General features: G+C 62.0%; 14 protein-coding genes. 9 read left to right on the top strand and 5 right to left on the bottom strand.

What is annotated here, in order from left to right:
- Positions 1-436: 436 nt before the first annotated feature.
- A complete protein-coding gene (locus ACFFDA_RS03710; protein ID WP_404478239.1) occupies positions 437-2,806 on the top strand; it encodes a TonB-dependent receptor in 2,370 nt (789 codons plus the stop codon).
- Positions 2,807-2,835: 29 nt separating this feature from the next.
- Positions 2,836-3,726, top strand: coding sequence for a tyrosine-protein phosphatase (locus ACFFDA_RS03705; protein WP_404478238.1), 891 nt, complete (start codon positions 2,836-2,838; stop codon positions 3,724-3,726).
- 554 nt (positions 3,727-4,280) lie between these two features.
- Here the strand turns inward: ACFFDA_RS03705 and ACFFDA_RS03700 are convergent.
- The 5 genes from ACFFDA_RS03700 to ACFFDA_RS03680 form a co-directional block, all read right to left on the bottom strand.
- The gene (locus ACFFDA_RS03700; protein WP_404478237.1) at positions 4,281-4,676 is read right to left on the bottom strand and encodes a hypothetical protein; all 396 of its coding nucleotides are present in this window, start codon (positions 4,674-4,676) and stop codon (positions 4,281-4,283) included.
- Between the two features lie 79 nt (positions 4,677-4,755).
- Positions 4,756-5,793, bottom strand: coding sequence for a dihydroorotase (pyrC, locus tag ACFFDA_RS03695; RefSeq protein ID WP_404478236.1), 1,038 nt, complete (start codon positions 5,791-5,793; stop codon positions 4,756-4,758).
- Between the two features lie 188 nt (positions 5,794-5,981).
- Complete coding sequence (locus ACFFDA_RS03690; RefSeq protein ID WP_404478235.1) at positions 5,982-6,317, bottom strand: hypothetical protein; 336 nt, start codon at positions 6,315-6,317, stop codon at positions 5,982-5,984.
- Positions 6,318-6,445: 128 nt separating this feature from the next.
- Entirely contained in the window at positions 6,446-7,060 is a 615-nt protein-coding gene (locus tag ACFFDA_RS03685; RefSeq protein WP_404478234.1) for a hypothetical protein, read from the bottom strand.
- Positions 7,061-7,143: 83 nt separating this feature from the next.
- Positions 7,144-8,124 carry a sterol desaturase family protein gene (locus ACFFDA_RS03680; protein WP_404478233.1) on the bottom strand — a complete coding sequence of 327 codons (981 nt, stop codon included), beginning with the start codon at positions 8,122-8,124 and terminating at the stop codon, positions 7,144-7,146.
- A gap of 549 nt (positions 8,125-8,673) precedes the next feature.
- Here ACFFDA_RS03680 and ACFFDA_RS03675 point away from each other — a divergent pair.
- The 7 genes from ACFFDA_RS03675 (at position 8,674) to ACFFDA_RS03645 (ending at position 16,360) form a co-directional block, all read left to right on the top strand.
- On the top strand, positions 8,674-11,676 hold the full coding sequence (locus ACFFDA_RS03675) for a response regulator (RefSeq protein ID WP_404478232.1): 3,003 nt from the start codon (positions 8,674-8,676) through the stop codon (positions 11,674-11,676).
- Positions 11,673-12,593: a CheR family methyltransferase gene (locus tag ACFFDA_RS03670; protein ID WP_404478231.1), complete on the top strand. Its 921-nt coding sequence runs from the start codon at positions 11,673-11,675 to the stop codon at positions 12,591-12,593. Before ACFFDA_RS03675 ends, ACFFDA_RS03670 begins: the two co-directional genes overlap by 4 nt.
- A complete protein-coding gene (locus tag ACFFDA_RS03665; RefSeq protein ID WP_404478230.1) occupies positions 12,586-13,212 on the top strand; it encodes a chemotaxis protein CheB in 627 nt (208 codons plus the stop codon). Before ACFFDA_RS03670 ends, ACFFDA_RS03665 begins: the two co-directional genes overlap by 8 nt.
- Positions 13,209-14,372: an ATP-binding protein gene (locus ACFFDA_RS03660; RefSeq protein ID WP_404478229.1), complete on the top strand. Its 1,164-nt coding sequence runs from the start codon at positions 13,209-13,211 to the stop codon at positions 14,370-14,372. Before ACFFDA_RS03665 ends, ACFFDA_RS03660 begins: the two co-directional genes overlap by 4 nt.
- Entirely contained in the window at positions 14,369-14,794 is a 426-nt protein-coding gene (locus tag ACFFDA_RS03655; RefSeq protein WP_404478228.1) for a response regulator, read from the top strand. Before ACFFDA_RS03660 ends, ACFFDA_RS03655 begins: the two co-directional genes overlap by 4 nt.
- A 106-nt stretch (positions 14,795-14,900) precedes the next feature.
- Entirely contained in the window at positions 14,901-15,653 is a 753-nt protein-coding gene (yaaA, locus tag ACFFDA_RS03650; protein WP_404478227.1) for a peroxide stress protein YaaA, read from the top strand.
- Entirely contained in the window at positions 15,650-16,360 is a 711-nt protein-coding gene (locus tag ACFFDA_RS03645) for an SDR family NAD(P)-dependent oxidoreductase (protein WP_404478226.1), read from the top strand. Before yaaA ends, ACFFDA_RS03645 begins: the two co-directional genes overlap by 4 nt.
- Positions 16,361-16,368: the final 8 nt, after the last annotated feature.

The raw sequence follows: 16,368 nt of genomic DNA, 5'->3' as shown, positions 1-16,368 counted from the left end.
CATCACGGTCCCATGCCGTCCGTTCAGCCTTGGAGACAGGCCGTAGCTCTCTCCAGGATTGCGGCTGCCGTCTGTCCAGCCGAAATCGGCGAGACCATTTCGTCACCCGAATACGCCGACGTCGGGACGGAAACATGTTTTCGTGGTCTGGCCGACGCATAGGTCAAATATAAATTGTCTGAATGACCGTATTCGACAATCTTTTATCGAAAGATTTCGGGCGAGATCGGCATTTTCCGGTCAATTTCGGATCGGGTGTCGGCGTAGACATCGCGATGTATCCGGGCCGACATGCTCGCAGGAATGGATTATCCCGCTCTTCGCAATTGGAAGGTGCGAAATGCCGGCCCGCTCGTCACGTGACGGTGCGGTAACGGTCATTTTTGTGTCATCGCCGTCTGCCAGTGGCGCTCGCACCTTCACCGGAGTGTTACGAATGATTGCTCTTTCCCTGCGACGCCAGCTTCTGGCGGCGACGGCGCTTGCCCTCGGCCTGCCCTGTTTCCCCGCTTTGGCAGCAGAAGCCGATGCGGCTGCTCCCGCCGATGCAGATGCCGAGGCCGGCGCCGGTCTCAACGACATCGTCGTAACCGCCCAGAAGCGCCCCGAGAGCCTGCAGACGACGCCGATCTCGATCAGCGTGATGGACGACAAGGGCCTGCAGGACCGCCACGTCGTTTCGCTTCTCGACCTTGGCGACGGCAGCATTCCGGGCCTCAAGATCGCGCCCTTCTATGCGCGCAACTCCGCGCTCATCGTGAACATCCGCGGCGTCGGCGTGCTGTCGGACGGCAACCAGCCGGCGCGTGACCAGGGCGCCGGCGTCTATGTCGACGGCGTCTACATGGGCCGCGCGCAGGGTCTCGGGACCGCGATGTTCGACGTCCAGAGCATCGAGGTTCTCAAGGGACCGCAAGGGACGCTCTTCGGCCGCAACACCGAGGGCGGCGCGGTCAGCATCACCACCAAGAAGCCCACCGGCGAGTTCCACATGAACACGATCGCGGGCGTGGGCAACTACGGCAGCTACAAGGGCGAGGTCCACCTCGACCTGCCGAGCTGGAACAACATCGCGGTCAAGCTCGACGGTGTCGTGGCCCACCGCGACGCGTTCGTGAAGAACCCGCTCGACGGTGCCGACGGGTTCAACGCCTACGATCGGCGCGGGGTCCACGCAGAAGCGCTGTGGACGGCGGCGCCCAACTTCACTGCCGACTATTCCTACGACTATTCCTACGATTCCACGACCTCGCAATACCTGCAGCTGATCTCGACCGGGACCAATATCCAGTCCGTCCTGGGTACCGTCCAGTCCGAACGCGCGAAGACCGCGAATGTCGGCGTGCCCCAGCAACCCAGCATCGGCAAGGTTCAGGGCCATCGCCTGACGCTTTCCTGGGATGTCGCCAGCGACCTGACGATCAAGTCGATCTCGTCCTACCGCACGCTGACGCAGAGCCAGTACGACAACGGCTCGGCGGCAAACGGCATGTCCAACGCGTCGGGCAACTTCACCGGCGTCAGCTTCAGCCGCGACAGCCTGGCGCACACCAAGCAGAACCAGCAAAGCCAGGAACTGCAGATCATCGGCCAGTTGCCGCGCCTGAAGTTCGCCGGCGGGGCCCTGTATTACCGCGAGCACGCGGGCGACGATGCCCAGGCCTTCTACACCAACAAGTTTACCAATGCATCGGGTTCGACCTATACGCTGATCGACACCGGCCCCTACGACGCCATCGCGCGGGACCGCGCCAGCAAGGTCACCACCCAGAGCGTCGGCGCATTCGGGCAGGCGACCTACGATCCCCCGATCCTCAACGATATCCTGCACCTCACCGGCGGCCTGCGCTGGACCCGCGATGCGAAGCACGGTGAACTCGACATCGTCAACGGCGCCCTGCCGGTCAATCGCGACGGCGTTTCGGGCGCGATCCATCTCGACGAAGCCTGGTCGCGCGTCGATCCGATGGTCAATCTGATGGTCGACGTCACGGACGACATCCACGTCTACGCAAAGTGGAGCACCGGCTACAAGTCCGGCGGCGCCAATTCGCGCGCGCAGGAATACGACTCCTTCAATCCGGAAACCGTCTCGATGTTCGAGATCGGCGCGAAGACCGAGTTCTTCGACAACCACGCCCGCTTCAACATCGCGGCCTACGCTGGCGACTACAAGGACATCCAGGTCGACTTCAGCCGTCCTTACGAAAGCGGCGGCGTGCGCACCACGCGCACTACGACTTCGACGATCAACGCACCGGGCAAGGGCGGCCTGCATGGTATCGAGGCCGAACTGACGGTTCTCCCGCTGACGGGCCTGACGCTGTCGGGTTCGTTCGCCTACCAGTACGTGCACATCCCGGCGACGGTGAACCCCTATCCCAACGCCAGCGGAGTGACGAGCACGCTGGCCGTCCCGATCTATGCCACTTACACCCCCAAGTACACGGCGAGCGGCTCGATCGACTACGAACTGCCGCTGAACGGCATGACGCTGCGCGCCCATCTCGATGGCAACTACGATTCAGGTTACTACGTCGCCTCTGTCGATCCGGTATACACCGGCGCGAACGCTGCAGGGAACATCTACAATCCGAAGACAGACGCGGCGTTCATCGTCAACGGCAACCTGGCGCTGGCCGACATCGCGTTGCGCGGCGACGCCATGCTGACCGTCTCGGTATGGTCGCGCAACCTGCTCAACGAGCAGCACCTGTTCTACAAGTCGGTCAGCGCCACCTCGGGCGTTTCCGGCCTCTTCAACGAACCGCGGACCTTCGGCGTCCAGGGCCAGGTCAAGTTCTGATGCCGGCCTTCATGCACAAAGGAAAGACAATGGGCGCCATGTCCCGCTTTGCCCTGCTACCGCTGGTAGCGATCCAGTTGGCCTCCCCGGTGGCCTTCGCACAGGGGGCCCAGGCTCCCGCCCCGGTGCCCGTCGCGGCGCCGGGGGCCCACCAGCGGCTGTTGCCGCTGCAGGGCGGGCGCAACTTCCGCGACCTCGGGGGCTATCGCACCGCAGATGGGCGCACCGTGAAGTGGGGCACGCTGTTTCGCTCGGGCTCGATGCACGGGCTTACCGACGCCGATTACCGTTACCTCGAAAAGCTGGGCATTGCCGTGGTGTGCGATCTTCGCGACCGCCGCGAGCGGGCGGCGGAACAGGTGAACTGGCCGGCGGCGCATGCCCCCCGCGTGCTGTCCGACGACTACGACCTCGATACGCGGTTCCTGCCCGCCGGTGATCCCAAGGGCTGGACCGAGGCCCAGGCACGGGCATCGATGGCGGCCTCCTATCCCAGCATGCTCAAAAGCTTCAACAGCCAGTACCGGCGCATGTTCGCCGAATTGCTGGCCGGCCATGCGCCGCTCGCCTTCAACTGCTCGGCAGGCAAGGATCGCACGGGCATCGCCGCGGCATTGCTGCTGACGGCCTTGGGAGTGCCACGTGCTACGGTCATCGAGGACTACCTTCTGACCAACCGCTACCTCGACGCCAAGGCCCTGCTGGCGAAGCCCTCGGCTTCCACCCTGATGGCGGGTCTGCCACCCCAGGTCGCCAAGGCGATGATGGCCGCCGACCGCAGCTACATCGAAGCGGCCCTGCAGGTCGTGGATCGCCACCGCGGCGGTGCGGAGGGCTATATGCGCGACGAACTCGGGCTCTCCCAAGCCGATCTGGTACGCTTGCGCAATCTCTATCTCGCACCTCGCGGCACCCGTTAACGGTGCCGCACGATGGCGAGGGGCCGGGACAAACCCGGCCCCTCGTTGCCTGGCGCAAGTCTGAATTCTACCTTGGCGGGTCTCTCGCTTACGCGCTGCATGCCTGTCCAAATGCTTGGAAGGCCCCGTTACCCAAGGCGTCGGGACACGGACGCTCCCCCAGCGACAGCGTTCGCGGGTATGCGATCAGTCCGGGCATGTCGAACCGACCTGCGTGCCGGACTTTGCGAACGATCCGTACACGATCAAGGCTTTCGCAAAAAACCTCTTCAAGGATCGAAACTACGTCGGCGGATCGATTGCCCCCGATTACGGCACGGGGACATGAAATCCGGCCTTCGGCTTGGCCGCGGAGCCCCCCAGGCGGGCGGGTGCGCGAGCACGACTCTCCGTCTGGCCGGTCGACAGACGGTCAAACGCGCGGAGGACATGATGACAATGCGGTCTTTGCGCTCCGGGATTACCGCCGTGGGCGTGGCCTTTTTCAAGGGTATCCCCCAATGCGCCGCCGCCGACCGGGGAACTGCGCTGGCAGGCATCGCAGCCTCGAGGAGTCAGTCGCCCGGGATGCGATGATAACTCCGGGCCGCATCCGCGTCTTGAATTTCGTAGGCGAACCAAGCGCTCAGGCCATGATCGTATACCTGCACGAGACCGTCGGTCACCTGGGCTGCATAAGAGGTTGAGGAGCCCCTGTCGTAGCCTTGCACTTTGGTGCCGTCGATCTCGAGTGATACGAAAGTCTTGTCCCCGGCGTCGTAGAGTTCCGGAAGGGTGCCGCCAAAATTCGCCCGACGATCACCGTCGAAACCCTGCAACTGGTTGCCTCGGCATTCCGCAGCGATTTGCAGATCCCGTCCTGCCGAATGATCGTACAGGCCTGCAACCTTCTTGCCGGTGACAAAGGCAAAGGTTGCTGCGGCAACCATCGCGCGCGTATGTGGATACATGGCCTCGTCTGGCGCTCCGGATGAACAAGAGATCAGGTTTTCCCTGAAGCGGGGCGGACCCCGCTTCAATCGTGCGTGGCTAGCTGGCGAGGTGCCATCGTAGCGTCTCGCCGGCATGGTAAGGAACCACGTTAATCGCTCCTTCGGCGATCACTTCAGGTACGAGCACGTCCTCGCGCTTCAGGGTCACCGTCCCCTCGTTCAAGGGCAGGCCATAGAAATTGGGGCCGTGTTCGGACGCGAACCCTTCCAGCCGGTCGAGAGCACCTTCCTCGTCGAACACCTGGGCGTAGCTTTCCAAGGCGAACGGCGCATTGAAGATGCCAGCACATCCACACCCCGATTCCTTGCGGCCGATCTCGTGCGGTGCGCTGTCGGTGCCGAGAAAGAACTTCGGGGATCCGGACACTGCCGCCTTGCGAACCGCGAGTCGGTGCCGTTCCCGCTTGGCGACTGGCAGGCAATAGGCATGGGGACGGATGCCACCGTCAAAGATCGCGTTACGGTTGATGATGAGGTGCTGCGGGGTGATCGTCGCGCCGATCAGGGGGCCGCTCCCCGTGACGAATTCGGCCGCTTCGGCCGTCGTGATGTGTTCGAGCACGATCTTGAGCGCGGGGTAATCGCGAACCAGGGGCGTAAGGATGCGCTCGATGAACACGGCCTCGCGATCGAAAATGTCGACGTCGCGGTCCGTCACTTCGCCGTGGATCAGCAGCGGCATGCCGATCCGTTGCATGGTTTCCAGCAGGGCGGTGAGCTTGCGGATGTCGGTGACGCCGTGGGCGGAGTTGGTCGTGGCGTGGGCGGGATACATCTTGCAGGCAGCGAACACGCCCTGCTCGTAGCCTCGCGCGATTTCCGCAGGGTCGGCACCATCGGTAAGGTAGCAGGTCATCAGCGGCGTGAAGTCCGCATCGGCCGGCAGGGCGGCCAATATCCGCTCCCGATAGGCCTCGGCGGCGGCGACGCTGACGACGGGGGGCGTCAGGTTCGGCATGACTATGGCGCGCGCGAACTGGCTGGCGGTGTAGGGGACGACGGCTTTCAGCATCTCGCCATCGCGAAGATGCACATGCCAGTCGTCGGGGCGGCGGATCGTTATCTGCGAAGTCATGCCTGTGCTCTACTCGTCTGGATGCACGTCGTCGATGCCGGTTTTCTAGCGAGCGCAGTCTTTCGCGCCTGCCCCAATCGACACCGTCGGCCTTTCGCCGGTGCATGGGCTGGATGGATGGCGATGGTTTTCAAGATGGTGCGAGTCGACCCCGGCGATAAATTCGGCCGGGGCAGGATGCCGTGCGGTCAGCGTTTCTTCTTGGCCGTGGTCGCCGTGAAATCGGGGTCCTTGTTCGCAACCCAGTCCACGAATTTGCGCACGGTGGGGTTGGCGAGGAGTCCTTCTACGTCGGTCCCGTGGCGCTGCAGTTCTGAATTGGTGAAGTTGGCGATCAGCGTCTGCTGGCAGATCGGATGCATGGGCACCACGTCGCGCCCGCCCCGGCTCTTGGGCACGGGATGGTGCCAGACGATGGTGCTGCCGGTGGGTCGGCCGCAGAGCCAGCAGGAGACGACCACGGCAGGAGCCTCCTCCTCACGCAACTCGTCATGAGGGCCATGCTTGGAATGTTTGCGGGCCATGCGTCTGCCTGTCTTGCCTGATCTTGCGCTGCCGCCCCCTATAGCGGACGGGGCCGGCATTACCACACCGGCATGGCGCAAGGGCGGCCTGGTCGATCAATCCCGGACGGCGAGGCGGCGCGAAAGCGCTATGAGCCCAGCAGGCTCTTCTTGAACAGGGTCTTGACCAGCCTGCCTTCGAGAATGCGCCCTACGGCATAGAGAACGGCGAAGATCGCCGCGAAGACATAGGCTGACGTGGGCGAGTGCTTCTTGTCCTGATCCTTGGCCTTGTCGGGGTCTTTCTTTTCCGGTTCGGGTGCGCCAAGGGCTTTGTCTATCGCGTTCATCGGGACGTCTGCTTCTTTCTTGGCGTCCTTTTTCGAAGCGTCCGACCCTTTCACGGCCTCGGTCGACGGCTTTTCGAGCTTGCCCATGGCTATGGTAAGCTGGGCGAAACCCAGAAACAGCAGCGGCGCCAGGAAACAGAGGAGCAGGGCCCGGCTGGTCAGATGATAATGCAGCACGGACCCGGCCGCGCCCTTTTCGATCTGCAGCACGCCGCCATCGAAAACGGACATCTTGTCTTGCGCCGCCTGATCCTTCTTGCGGAAGGTCAGCGTGTCGTTCGTCCGCTCGTGGCTGGTGCCGGCCTGGCGGAACAGAGGGTGGAGCCTGGCAAAGACATCATCGCTCGATTGCTCGGGAGCCAGCGTCAGGCTGCCCCTGATGTGCCATATCCAGTCGATGAAACGCGAGGTCATGTGGACTCCATTCGGAAGAGCTTTTCGATGCCGCTTTCGGGCCAAGGCTGGAGCCGGGCCATGCGGGTGAAAGACAGGTCCCCTCACTCGGCCGGAACTGCCACCTGCCGGCCGAATCGTTCCTTGAGCGTCTTCCAGCCCTCGGTGAAGGGAAAGGTCATCTGTTCGCGGATCGACATGCGGCGACCGCCTTCCATTCCGAGCAGTTCTGCCTCGCCGTCGACGCAAGTGCCGAAAATGCGGTCGATGAAAATGTAGTTGTTGGTGAAATTGCTGCGGCTGGCCTCGAAGTCCTGCGAATGATGCAGGCTGTGATGCTCGGTGGTGTGGAACAGGAACCGCCACCACTTGGGTGAATTGAAGCGGACATTGATATGCTGGTAGGTTCCGATCGCCATGCCGAAGGCGCCGGCGAGCAGGGCGGCGCGCGGGAGGAAGTCGAAGAACCCCCCGATGCCGAGCCCGATCAGGAACAGTTCTACCGGGTTCCCCACGGCGCCCTTGTTGATGTTCAACTGGGTGATGTAGTGATGTACCGAATGGGGCAGCCACAGCGGATACCAGTTGTGCATCCCGCGATGCATCCAATATTGCCCGAAATCGAATAGGAACGAGATCAGGAAGGCCTGCACCAGCAACGGCAAACCGGTGAACCAGGTGAACTTGTCCCAGTCGAAAGAGTGCTGGATCGCCTCGATCATGGCTCCGTCGCCGATGTAGCCGTCGATCATGCGCAGGATCGTATATCCGAGCCCGACGTAGAACAGGTCGGTCGTCAGTTCCTTCCAGGTCAGGCGCCAGCTTTCGTGGCGCGGATAAGCCCATTCCAGCGCCAGCAGCAGCACCTTGAAGCCGATGCCGATGCCGATCGCGGTCGACGCCTTGGCGATGGAGTTGGGCGCGTAGTACCAGAACGCGATCAAAGCGAACAACACCGTGGGCTGGAACCAGGTAAAGACGAACTGCTTCACCGGACCGCCTTCGACCCGCGGTATGTTTTCCCACCCCACAGTGACCGGCGCCTGCGTTCCTATGAGCCTTTTACCTACGCGAACTCCGTCCATACGCCTGCCCTCGTAATATTTGGCTACCCGGTTCAGTAATACTAATGTTGAACATGGTAATACGAACGGGCTTCCCCGTCTACATCATATCGTAGATACGGCTCATCGCCTTCCGCGGCAGATACGACGGATTTCCGATGCGGCCGCAGGACATGGGAGGGCTCCCTCTCAAGGCAGGCAAGACGCGCTGTTCGGGCAGAGCCGGCCAATGCCCTGCTGGGACGCGCTTCGACAGGCACCGGAATTGTCCAAGCCGCCTCACCATCCCGACTATGCTGTATATCGGCACTGGAACCTTACACTGCCGATATACCCGGTTCAGATCGTTCCGTGGACCCTTAGGTTACGTATCAGGACCTAAGGTACTGTTAGCCAATAAAACGTGTTTTGGCGCGAATGTCAGGCTCGATCATGGTTGATTGTACGTGACTCTTCCAGGGAGAAGCACACGCGCGCACGAAAGTAGCATGTTATTCAGTTCAATATGAGCCAGCCCGCAACGGCGCCTGACTGGGGCGCCGTGGCCTCCGGCATTCCGAAAGCCCCCGCATGACGCCTGCGCCGCCAAGGGAAAACCTTTTCGCCCATCATGCCACGGCGATTGCCATTAGCGTGATAACCATCGTTTTTCTGGTCGCAGGCCTCATGTTCGTGAGCCAGGATGTCGCGCTCGTCCGGGCCCGCGGCTGGGTCGATCATACATATGCGGTCCGTCGCCACATTTCGCTCCTGCGCGATCTGTATGAAAGAGCGGAGACCGGGCAGCCCGGTTATCTTCTGACCGGTAATCCGGATTTCCTTCAGACGTATCATGATGCCTTGCGAGATGGCAGGAGCGTGTCGCTGGACGATGCCCGAACGTCCGCGCACCGCTCCATCAGGCAGGAACTGGCGCTGCTGCGCAAGCTGACTGCGGACAACCCTTCCCAGCAAGCCAACCTCGACGAGATGGAGGTGAGAAGCCAGGCTCTGCTCGACTACCTGGCTGCGACCATAAAGGCGCGCGGGTCCCCGGGGGGGGAGCATGCGGGTGCCCCGGATGTGGCGGAATCGACGCTGATCCACGGCAAGTCACTAATGGAGCGGATCCGCGAGCAACTCACCATCATGACCGCTGAAGAAGAACATCTGCTCAGGCAGCGCCAGGAGGTCGACAGCGCCAACGTTCGGCACAACAAGTGGCTGATGGGGATCATCACGCTGGTTTCCTACTTCGGCATCGTCCTGGGAGTATGGCTCTACCAGCGCAGCCGGGCCCGTTCGGCGGCCCAGCAACTGCTCTACACGCAGGAACTGGAAAGGCGCGAGGAAGAGCTCAAGATGCAGCAGGAAGAACTCAAGGCCTCGAACGAGGAAATCGAGGCTTCCAACGAGGAACTCGAGGAAAAGACCAGCGCCCTGGAAGAGCAGAACGAACGTATCCGGGCCCAGTCCAGCGATTTGCAAGAAGCGAAACGCCTGATCGAGGAAAAGGTGCGCGAAGTCGAGCAATCGTCGAAGTACAAGTCCGAATTCCTCGCCAACATGAGCCACGAGCTGCGCACGCCGCTTAACTCCCTGCTGATCCTGTCCCGCGGTCTGGCCGCCAACGAAACCGGGAACCTGACAGCCGAACAGGTCGAGGAGGCGCGTGTCATCCACAATGGCGGGCTGGAGTTGTTGAACCTCATCAACGACATCCTCGATCTTTCCAAGGTCGAGGCCGGCAAGATTCACGTCGTCGTCGAGGACACCCCCATCGATGCCATCATCAGTAGTCTGCGCCAGAGCTTCGAGCCCGTCGCACGGGACAAGGGCGTGACTTTGCGCATCGAGACAGATCCGGACCTGCCGGCGCGGATTCGTACTGATTCGCAGCGTTGCGAGCAGATCATGAAGAACCTGCTGTCCAACGCCTTCAAGTTCACGGAACACGGTTCGGTGACCCTGACCTTGCGGCGTCCCGCGCAAGGCGAGGCATTGCAGCGGGCCGATCTCGACCCTGCGGGCGCCATCGCGCTTGCCGTAACGGATACGGGCATTGGCATAGGCGAGGACAAGCTCAAGGATATTTTCGAGGCGTTTCAGCAGGAAGACGGCTCCATCGACCGCCATTACGGCGGCACCGGACTGGGCCTGACCATCGCCCGCAAGTTCGCGCAGGTTCTTGGCGGGGAAATCCATGTGCAGAGCCTGAAAGGTCGGGGATCGACGTTCACTCTCTTCCTTCCGCTCGACGATGCGAACGTGTCAGTTCCCGCCGCCGCCGCCAGGTCTTCGCCGCCGGCAGTGCCCGAATCCGTCACGCCGCCGGTTGCTGGACGCATGCCTGCGATGCGCTTCATCGACGATGACCGTCAGGCGATAGTGCCCGGGGACCGCGTCCTTCTGGTTGTCGAGGATGATCGCGGCTTTGCCACGACTCTCGCGAGAATGGCGCGCAGGCGCGGCTACAAGGTTCTCGCCGCGGGAGATGGCAAGAGCGGTCTCATCCTTGCCGCCGAATATCCCGTCACCGCCATTCTCCTCGATCTGCTCCTGCCTGACATCGATGGGTTGAACGTCCTGGACCAGTTGAAGCACGCGCTGAACACGCGCCATATCCCTGTGCACGTCATTTCCGGTGTCGAAGGCGTCGAGGCGCTGGCGCCCATGCGCAAGGGCGCCGTGGGCTTTCTTGCCAAGCCCGTGGCCGAGGAGGATCTCGACACGGCCTTTACCCGCATCGAGATGCTGCTGCGTGCCGAGATAAAGCGCGTCCTGCTGATCGAGGACGACCGCGTGATCCAGACTGCCATTCGCGGTCTGCTGAGCCAGAAGAATATCGAAATCACCGTCGCGGAAACCGGTGCCGGCGCGTTCGAGCAGATCAAGTTGCAGGCTTTCGACTGTGTCATCCTCGACCTCAGCCTGCCGGACATGACCGGGTTCGAATGGCTTGAGATGGCAGAGGGATTGATCGGCGAGGACGGACATCCGCCGGTCATCGTGCATACGGCCCGAGACCTTACCGAGGATGAAAGCCGCAATCTCGCAAACTACACGCAAAGCATCGTCATCAAGGGTGCGTCTTCATCGGAACGCCTGCTCGACGAGGTGACCCTGTTCCTGCACAGCGTCGAATCGAGTTTGTCTCGGGACCAGCAGGCGCTGATCCGCATGCATCACGATCCCGACCAGACACTGAAAAATCGCACCGTGCTGCTGGTCGACGACGACATGCGCAATACGTTCGCGCTGTCGAAAGTCCTCAAGAAGCACGGCCTCACTCTCATCATTGCCGACAATGGTCGGATGGCATTGGAAAAGCTCAGGGAAAACAAGCAGATCGAACTGGTCATCATGGACATCATGATGCCTGTGATGGACGGCTATCAAGCCATGCAGGAAATCCGGCGCAACCGCGACTGGGCTGGACTGCCGATCATCGCGCTGACCGCCCGCGCCATGCCGGACGAGGTCGATCGCTGCATGGAAGCCGGTGCCAACGACTACATGATGAAGCCGGTGGATATCGACAGGCTGCTGACGCTTCTGCGGGTCTGGCTGTTCCGCCAGGAGAAGGCGGCGTGAAACCGGCCCAGGCCTCCAGCGACCCTCACGCCGATGCCGCTTTAGCGGCAAGCCGCGAAGGGCGCGGATTCTTGCAGGTTCCCCGCGAGGATGTGGAATCCATCGAGATTTCCCTTCTGCTCGAAGCCATCCGCCGTCGCTGGAGCTATGACTTCACTCACTATTCGCATGCATCGATCCGTCGTCGCCTCGATCAGGCGCGGCGCGCGGCTGGCCTTGCGCATTTCAGCGAACTTCTCACCCGCGTCTTGCACGACGAGGCCTTCTTCGACCGGCTGCTGCGCTACATGTCGGTCACGGTAACCGAAATGTTCCGTGACCCCCAATGCTACCGCACCATGCGCGACCATTTGATTCCGGTATTCAAGACCTTTCCATTCATCAAGATCTGGTGTGCAGGATGTGCGACCGGCGAGGAAGTCTATTCGCTGGCTATCCTGCTGCACGAAGAGGGCTATCTCGAACGAGCACGCCTCTATGCCACCGATTTCAACAAGGATTCCCTCGATATAGCGGAGAAGGGCATCTACCCCACGCGGGTCATGTCGGCCTATGGTGCCAATTACCGTCAATCGGGCGGCCACGGCGATCTCTCGGACTATTACCATTCGAGCTACGACTTCGCACGGATGAAAGGATTCCTGCGCGAACGGATCACCTTCTCCTATCATAACCTGGTGACCGACGGTGTATTCGGCGAGATGAATCTCATCACCTGCCGCAACGTCCTGATCTATTTCGACAAGACGTTGCAGGAACAGGTGCTGCGCCTGTTCACCGACTCCCTGCGCCATGGTGCCTATCTGTGCCTGGGAGCCAAGGAAAGCCTCAATTTCTCGGCGGTCAAACCGCTTTATGAAGCGCTGGATGGTCGCCAGAAGATCTACAAGAAGCGGGGGATGGTCGGGCATGGTTGAGCCTCGCTACGAAGCCGTGGTCATGGGGGCTTCGGCCGGCGGCCTTCAGGCACTGAGATCACTGCTGTCCGCCTTGCCGGGACATCTCGGCCTGCGAATGGCGGTGGTCCAGCACATCGACGCCGCCTCCAATGGCTATTTCGTTGACATGCTGGCCAGAGATTGCCGGCTCGCCGTAACCGAGGCCGAGGACAAGGCGGATTTCCTGCAAGGCACCGTCTATCTGGCGCCGGCAGGTTATCACTTGCTGGTCGAACCCGATCGCAGCTTGAGCCTCTCGGTCGATGAAAAGGTCAATTACTGCCGGCCCGCCATCGATCCGCTGTTCCAAAGCGCGGCCGATACCTTCGGGCCGACGCTGATCGGCGTCGTGCTCACGGGCGCCAACAGCGACGGGGCTCGCGGCTTGCAGTATATCCGTTCCAGGGGGGGGCGTGCCATCGTCCAGGACCCGGCGACCGCCGAGTCTCCGTTCATGCCACGCGCGGCGCTGGATGCCGGCCCCGTGGATCACATCGCCTCCCTTTCCCATATCGCCGCCCTGCTGAGCGGGCTCGACGGTCGAGCCATAACCGCCCCCCGCGGCAGAACGGCCGTGCCGAAGGGACGCCTGACATGACGACCGCAGTCCTCAAGAACGCGGTGGTGGCCGGTGCTTCCGCCGCCAAGGAATGCCGTCCGAAGATTCTGCTGGTCGATGATCGCTGGGAAAACCTTCTGGCGACGGAAAAGGTGCTCAAGCCGCTGCAGGCCGACATCTTCAAGGCGGCCTCCGGCAACGAGGCGCTTTCCTTGGTGCTGCGGCATGACTTCGCCATCGTCCTTCTCGATGTGCAGATGCCCGAGATGGACGGGTTCGAAACCGCCATGTTGATGCAGGAGCACGAAAGTATGGCCGGAGTCCCGATCATCTTCGTGACGGCCATATCCAAGGAGGACAAGTACGCCTCGAAGGCTGCGGAGATCGGCGCGGTCGACTACATCTTCAAGCCGATCAACCCCGATATCCTTAAAAGCAAGGTCAAGGTCTACCTCGACCTCTACGTGCAGCGCGAAGAGATCATGCACCTGAACGCTACGCTGTCGCAGTCGAACGAGGAACTGGAGCGCTTTGCCTACATCTGCTCGCACGATATGCAGGAACCGGTGCGCATGATGAACGCCTTTGCCGGCCTGCTCGTCGATATGTCGGGGCAAGCCCTTGACGACGACGGAAGGCGATACCTCAACTTCATCGTCGACAATGCCCGGCGCATGCAGAAGATGATCAGCGACATCCTGACGTTTTCGCGCGTGGGGCGCGAGGATATCGTTCTGGAAATGGTTGATTGTGAAGACATACTGCAAGAAACCCTGTCCGAGTTCGGGGATGTCATCCAAGGAAGCCATGCCGAAGTGACATATGGTCCCTTGCCCCGGATGGAAGCGAGTTCGACCCTGATCCGGGTCTTGTTTCAGAACCTTGTCGGCAATGCGCTGAAGTTCCAGAACGGAAGCGATCCGCCCGTGATTTCCGTCACCGCCGCAAGGGAGGGGGGCTTTTGGCGCTTCTCGGTCAAGGACAATGGCATCGGCATCGACGAAAGTTTTCGCGCGCGCATCTTCACCATCTTCCAGCGGTTGCACCGAAAGGAAGATTATCCCGGTACGGGCATTGGCCTGTCGACGTGCCGCAAGTTCATCCAGCTCTGCGGCGGCGACATCGACTTCACCTCGACACCCGGCCAGGGCAGCAACTTTCACTTCACGCTCCCATGCAAGGAAGCCCCGCAGTCATGAAGTCGTTTGATATCCTGATCGTCGAGGACAACGAGGGCGACGTGGAAATGACGCAGCGTGCGCTGAGAACCGCGCAGCCACCCTGTTCCCTGACCGTCGCCCACGACGGCGTACATGCCCTCGACATTCTTCGTCACGAACCCGGCAAGGAGGCTCCTGCGATCCCTCAACTCATTCTGCTTGATATCAACATGCCCAGGATGGATGGCAAGGAACTGCTCGCCGTTGTCAAATCGGACTCCCGCCTGCGTCATATTCCGGTCGTGATGTTCACCTCTTCGGAATCGCCCTCGGATATCCGCGAGTGCTATGAGCGCCATGCAAGTTGCTACGTGGTCAAGCCTTTCAGCAGTCGCAAATATACAGAAGCTCTCCACGACGTTGTGGCTTTCTGGAGCACCACCAGTCGTCTGCCGAATTGAGCGGGAATGAACCGCCTCCGGATTGCCGGGGCCGCTCCATCAGTGGCCGGTCTCCCGCTGCGGTGATGGTTTGACGCGGTGTCGCCCCGGCTCTATCGCCCGGGTCATGATCGCTCTGCTCTCTCCCGCCAAGACGCTCGACTTCGATCGCGTGCTGCCGCCGTTTGCCGCCACGAGGCCGCATTTCGCGGACGAAGCGGGCAGCCTTGCACGGTCCGCGGCCAATCTGACGCAGAAGCGGCTGAGCGAACTGATGCATATCTCGCCGCGGCTCGCCAAGCTCAACGCCGATCGCTTCCGCGACTTCGTCGACCTGCCCGAACGGCCGGCGCTGTTCGCCTTTGCGGGGGATGTCTACACGGGTTTCGACGCGCATTCGCTCGATGAAGCGGGCGTCGCCTTCGCCCAGGACCATGTCCGCATGTTGTCGGGGCTCTATGGCCTGTTGCGGCCCCTCGATGCGATTCGGCCCTACCGGCTGGAAATGGGCACGCGCTGGGCACCGCGGCAGAAGAAGCTGACGGATTGGTGGGGCGATCGCATCGCCGCCCTGTTGCGTGCCCAGGCCGAGGAGGAGGGATCGGGCGTCGTGCTCAACCTCGCCAGCCAGGAATATTACGCCGCCGTCGACGGCAAGCTGCCCGGCATGCGGATCATCGAAGTCGAATTTCGCGAACCCGGTCCCAACGGACCTCGCTTCGTGAGCTTCAACGCCAAGCGCGCGCGCGGCATGATGGCGCGCTGGCTGTGCGAGCATCACATCACCGACGTGGACGCCATGCGGGGCTTCGACAGCGACGGATACCGCTTCGATGCGGCGGAGAGCGAGCCCGACCGCTGGCGCTTCATGCGCGCATGAGCGCGGCAGGCAAGACGTCCGCCGTAGTCATCGGGGCATCCGGCGGGATCGGCGGGGCGTTCGAGGCCGCGTTGATCGAGGAGGGCGTATTCGACGTGGTCCACGGTTTCGCGCGATCGCGGACCGGGGCGCAGCATCTCGACCTGCTCGACGAGGCCAGCATTGCCGTTGCGGCCGCGCGTGTGGCCGAAGGGCCGGCGCCGAGCCTCGTGATAGTGGCGACGGGACTGTTGCACGAGGGCGACCGCGGGCCTGAAAAGAGCCTCGGCGATCTCGATCCGCAGTGGCTGGCGAAAGTCCATGCCGTCAACGCGATCGGGCCCGTGCTCGTCGCAAAGCATTTCCTGCCGATCATGCCGCGTGGCGGGCGAGCGGTCTTCGCCGCACTTTCGGCGCGGGTCGGCTCGATCGCCGACAATCGGCTGGGCGGTTGGTACGGTTACCGCGCGTCGAAGGCGGCACTGAACATGATGGTGCGCAATCTGGCAATCGAAGAGCACCGACGCAACAGCCGGGCGATCGTCGTGGCGCTCCACCCCGGCACTGTCGACACCGGGCTGTCGGGGCCGTTCCAGGGCAACGTGCCGCCGGGAAGACTGTTCGATCGCGACCGTGCCGCGTTGCAACTGCTCGACGTCATCGAAGGCCTGAAGGTGACCGACAGCGGCGGCCTTTTCGACTTCGAGGGCAAGGAAATCCCGTTCTAGTCGCAACG

Origin of the sequence: Novosphingobium sp. BL-52-GroH (genome assembly GCF_044813085.1) — a bacterium.
Lineage (GTDB): Bacteria > Pseudomonadota > Alphaproteobacteria > Sphingomonadales > Sphingomonadaceae > Novosphingobium.
The sequence above is the reverse complement of the archived record's forward strand: the minus strand, read 5'-3'. Positions and strand labels throughout refer to the sequence as shown.

Bases quoted from the DNA above. Each gene is read 5' to 3' on its own strand.
- ACFFDA_RS03710 (WP_404478239.1), top strand. From the start codon at position 437: ATGATTGCTCTTTCCCTGCGACGCCAGCTTCTGGCGGCGACGGCGCTT.
- ACFFDA_RS03705 (WP_404478238.1), top strand. From the start codon at position 2,836: ATGGGCGCCATGTCCCGCTTTGCCCTGCTACCGCTGGTAGCGATCCAG.
- ACFFDA_RS03700 (WP_404478237.1), bottom strand. From the start codon at position 4,676: ATGTATCCACATACGCGCGCGATGGTTGCCGCAGCAACCTTTGCCTTT.
- pyrC (WP_404478236.1), bottom strand. From the start codon at position 5,793: ATGACTTCGCAGATAACGATCCGCCGCCCCGACGACTGGCATGTGCAT.
- ACFFDA_RS03690 (WP_404478235.1), bottom strand. From the start codon at position 6,317: ATGGCCCGCAAACATTCCAAGCATGGCCCTCATGACGAGTTGCGTGAG.
- ACFFDA_RS03685 (WP_404478234.1), bottom strand. From the start codon at position 7,060: ATGACCTCGCGTTTCATCGACTGGATATGGCACATCAGGGGCAGCCTG.
- ACFFDA_RS03680 (WP_404478233.1), bottom strand. From the start codon at position 8,124: ATGGACGGAGTTCGCGTAGGTAAAAGGCTCATAGGAACGCAGGCGCCG.
- ACFFDA_RS03675 (WP_404478232.1), top strand. From the start codon at position 8,674: ATGACGCCTGCGCCGCCAAGGGAAAACCTTTTCGCCCATCATGCCACG.
- ACFFDA_RS03665 (WP_404478230.1), top strand. From the start codon at position 12,586: ATGGTTGAGCCTCGCTACGAAGCCGTGGTCATGGGGGCTTCGGCCGGC.
- ACFFDA_RS03660 (WP_404478229.1), top strand. From the start codon at position 13,209: ATGACGACCGCAGTCCTCAAGAACGCGGTGGTGGCCGGTGCTTCCGCC.
- ACFFDA_RS03655 (WP_404478228.1), top strand. From the start codon at position 14,369: ATGAAGTCGTTTGATATCCTGATCGTCGAGGACAACGAGGGCGACGTG.
- yaaA (WP_404478227.1), top strand. From the start codon at position 14,901: ATGATCGCTCTGCTCTCTCCCGCCAAGACGCTCGACTTCGATCGCGTG.
- ACFFDA_RS03645 (WP_404478226.1), top strand. From the start codon at position 15,650: ATGAGCGCGGCAGGCAAGACGTCCGCCGTAGTCATCGGGGCATCCGGC.